General features: G+C 69.8%; 3 protein-coding genes. 1 reads left to right on the top strand and 2 read right to left on the bottom strand.

Features of this window, described 5'->3' with window-relative positions:
* Positions 1-199 precede the first annotated feature (199 nt).
* Positions 200-580 carry a nuclear transport factor 2 family protein gene (locus ABZ281_RS46175; RefSeq protein WP_356664471.1) on the bottom strand — a complete coding sequence of 127 codons (381 nt, stop codon included), beginning with the start codon at positions 578-580 and terminating at the stop codon, positions 200-202.
* A 302-nt stretch (positions 581-882) separates the two neighbouring features.
* Entirely contained in the window at positions 883-1,470 is a 588-nt protein-coding gene (locus ABZ281_RS46170) for a maleylpyruvate isomerase N-terminal domain-containing protein (RefSeq protein WP_356664469.1), read from the bottom strand.
* Between the two features lie 246 nt (positions 1,471-1,716).
* Between ABZ281_RS46170 and ABZ281_RS46165 the strand changes: the two genes are divergently transcribed.
* A partial coding sequence (locus ABZ281_RS46165; RefSeq protein ID WP_356664467.1) for an acyl-CoA dehydrogenase family protein occupies positions 1,717-2,379 on the top strand: 663 nt, incomplete at its 3' end.

Below are 2,379 nucleotides of genomic sequence, written 5' to 3'. Positions count from 1 at the left end.
GGGCGGGTACCGCGACGGCGGCCGCCCCGGCCGCCTTGAGCAAGGTGCGGCGCGTCGGCCGCCGCCCGCCGATGGGTCCGGTGCTGTGCATGGTGCTGTGTGTCCCCCGTGTACTCGGTGCGGGCCCGCCATGCGGAGCCGGCATCTCACTCATGAGCCAAGGTGTTTTCGGTTCTGCGTGCCGTGGCGCTCGTGCCGGTCAGCTCGCCTGGCCGTACGGGTCGTCGATGGCGTAGCGCCACACCCCGTCCTCGCCCCGGGTCAGCACGTCGACCCCGACACCGGCCAGGTGGTCGCTGGTGCCGTCGGCGCCGGGGATGTCGATCGTCCAGTCGACGATCATCAGCGCGGTCTCGCCGGTCACGAACACCTGCCGGGGCTTGGCCGCCATGCGCGGCCCGGCCTCCAGGAATTCACGCTGGTACTTCCGGCGTTCGTCACCGCTGAGCGGCTTGCCCGGTTCCCAGACGGCGACCGCGTCCGCGGTGTAGAACTTCTCGACCGTCTCGTAGTCGCCGGCGTTGACGGCCTCGACGTAACGGGCGGTGTGGTTTTCCAGTTCCGCGACGAGCTCGGACATGGCGGAAATCGACCTGCCTTCTTGGCTGGAGGAACGTTTGAGGGGAAGTTCAGGGAAAAGAACGTCCACGCGGCTGCTGCACGGGCAGTGCGGGTGCTCGTGCATTTCCGTGGCCGACACTATTCGGGCGGGTTCAACGTTCCAGCCACGCTGCGGTAATGCCGTGGTCTCCCCGCGGGCGGGGCACGACATGACAGTGCCGCCGGGCGACGGTGTGCGAGTCGCCCGGCGGCACGTGATCCGGTCAGCGGGGAAGGGGCGGCAGCGGCCTCGGGCGCGGCGAACCCGGGCCTGCGGCGGCCTCAGGCCTGGCGCACCCGGCCGTCCCAGCGCCAGGCGCCACGGCGCGGCACACCGGGCAGCGCGGCGCGTCCCGTGCACCACAGCAGAGTCTCGGCGGGGGAGTGACCGGCGGGCGCGTCGGGGAAGAGCCGCTCGACCACGGGCGCCGCCAGGGCGTCCGACGGCGTGTACTCCACGCCTACCGCCTGCGCGATGTCCCATCCGTGGACGACGAGTTCGAGTACACCCATCGCGGCGAAACCGGCCGCGTCGGAGTGGCCGTACGGGTGCCAGGCGCGGACCTCCGGCGGGGTGTCGCGGACGGTGCCGGCGAGCAGCGTGCCCGCGATCCGGATGCCCTCCAGGGCGGCCGGGACCGGGGCGTGACCGTCGATCGAGGAGAACAGGGTGATGTAGCGGTCGGTGGGACGGGCGATGAGCAGGCCCGCGTACCCCACCACCCCGAGCGCGATGTGCGAAAGGGTCTCACGACAGCTCCAGTCCAGATCACCCGCCTTTCCGCGCCAGTCCTGATCGGCTCCCTTCTCCAGTGCCGAGGTCGTGTCCTCGGCCGCCGTCCGTACGAGTTCGGGCCATGAAAGAGTCATGCTGGGATGTTCCCATACGGGCCTTTGCGGGCACCGCCCGATCATTTCCCGGTCAGTGTCCGGTAATTGCTGGGTAATGGTGCGTCAGATCGTCTCCGGTTTCCGGAGGTACGGCAGTGATGACCAGGCGATGAGTGTGCTCTTACTCATTTCTCCGGGCTCTTCGTTAAGGTTTTGAACTGCCGGGGAGCGTATGGGTTCTCACGCCTCTCGACCGGCAGTAGGAATCACAATCGAGGAGCCGGAATGGCCACGAACGACGACCTGGCAGCCGTACTGGAAGCCGTGGACAGCATCGTCCCGACCCTGCGCGAGAACGGCCGCGCCGCCGAGGACCGCGGCTGGCTGCTCGACGAGAGCATCGAACTCCTGGAGAAGGCCGGGGTGTTCCGCATGGCCGTGCCGCGCCGGTTCGGCGGGCTCGACCTGCCGCTCGCCGAACAGGCCCGGGTCATCACCGAGATCGGCCGCGGCTGCCCCGCCGCCGCCTGGGTGACGATGGTGTGGGTGACGAGCACCTGGACGGCGACGCTCTACCCCGACCGGGCCCAGGAGGAGGTCTTCGCGTCCGGCTCCGTCAAGATCTCCAGCGCGTTCGCGCCGACCGGCGTCGCCGTCCCCACCGAGGGTGGCTACCTCCTCAACGGCACCTGGAAGTTCAACACCGGCTGCAAGGGAGCCGACTGGGACTTCACCGCCGCGATGGTGCGCAACCCGGACGGCACCGAGGGCGAGATCATGGCCCTCGTCCCCATGGCCGACCTCAAGATCGTCGACGACTGGGACGTCTCGGCCGGCGCCGCCACCGGCAGCGCCACCGCGGTCGCCGAGGACGTCTTCGTGCCGGCCCACCACGCCGTGTCCTTCGAGGAGGTCATGGTCAGCGCGACCGGCGACCGCTCCAACAGG

This window comes from Streptomyces sp. NPDC006265 (assembly GCF_040613555.1).
Taxonomy (GTDB): domain Bacteria; phylum Actinomycetota; class Actinomycetes; order Streptomycetales; family Streptomycetaceae; genus Streptomyces.
The sequence above is the reverse complement of the archived record's forward strand: the minus strand, read 5'-3'. Positions and strand labels throughout refer to the sequence as shown.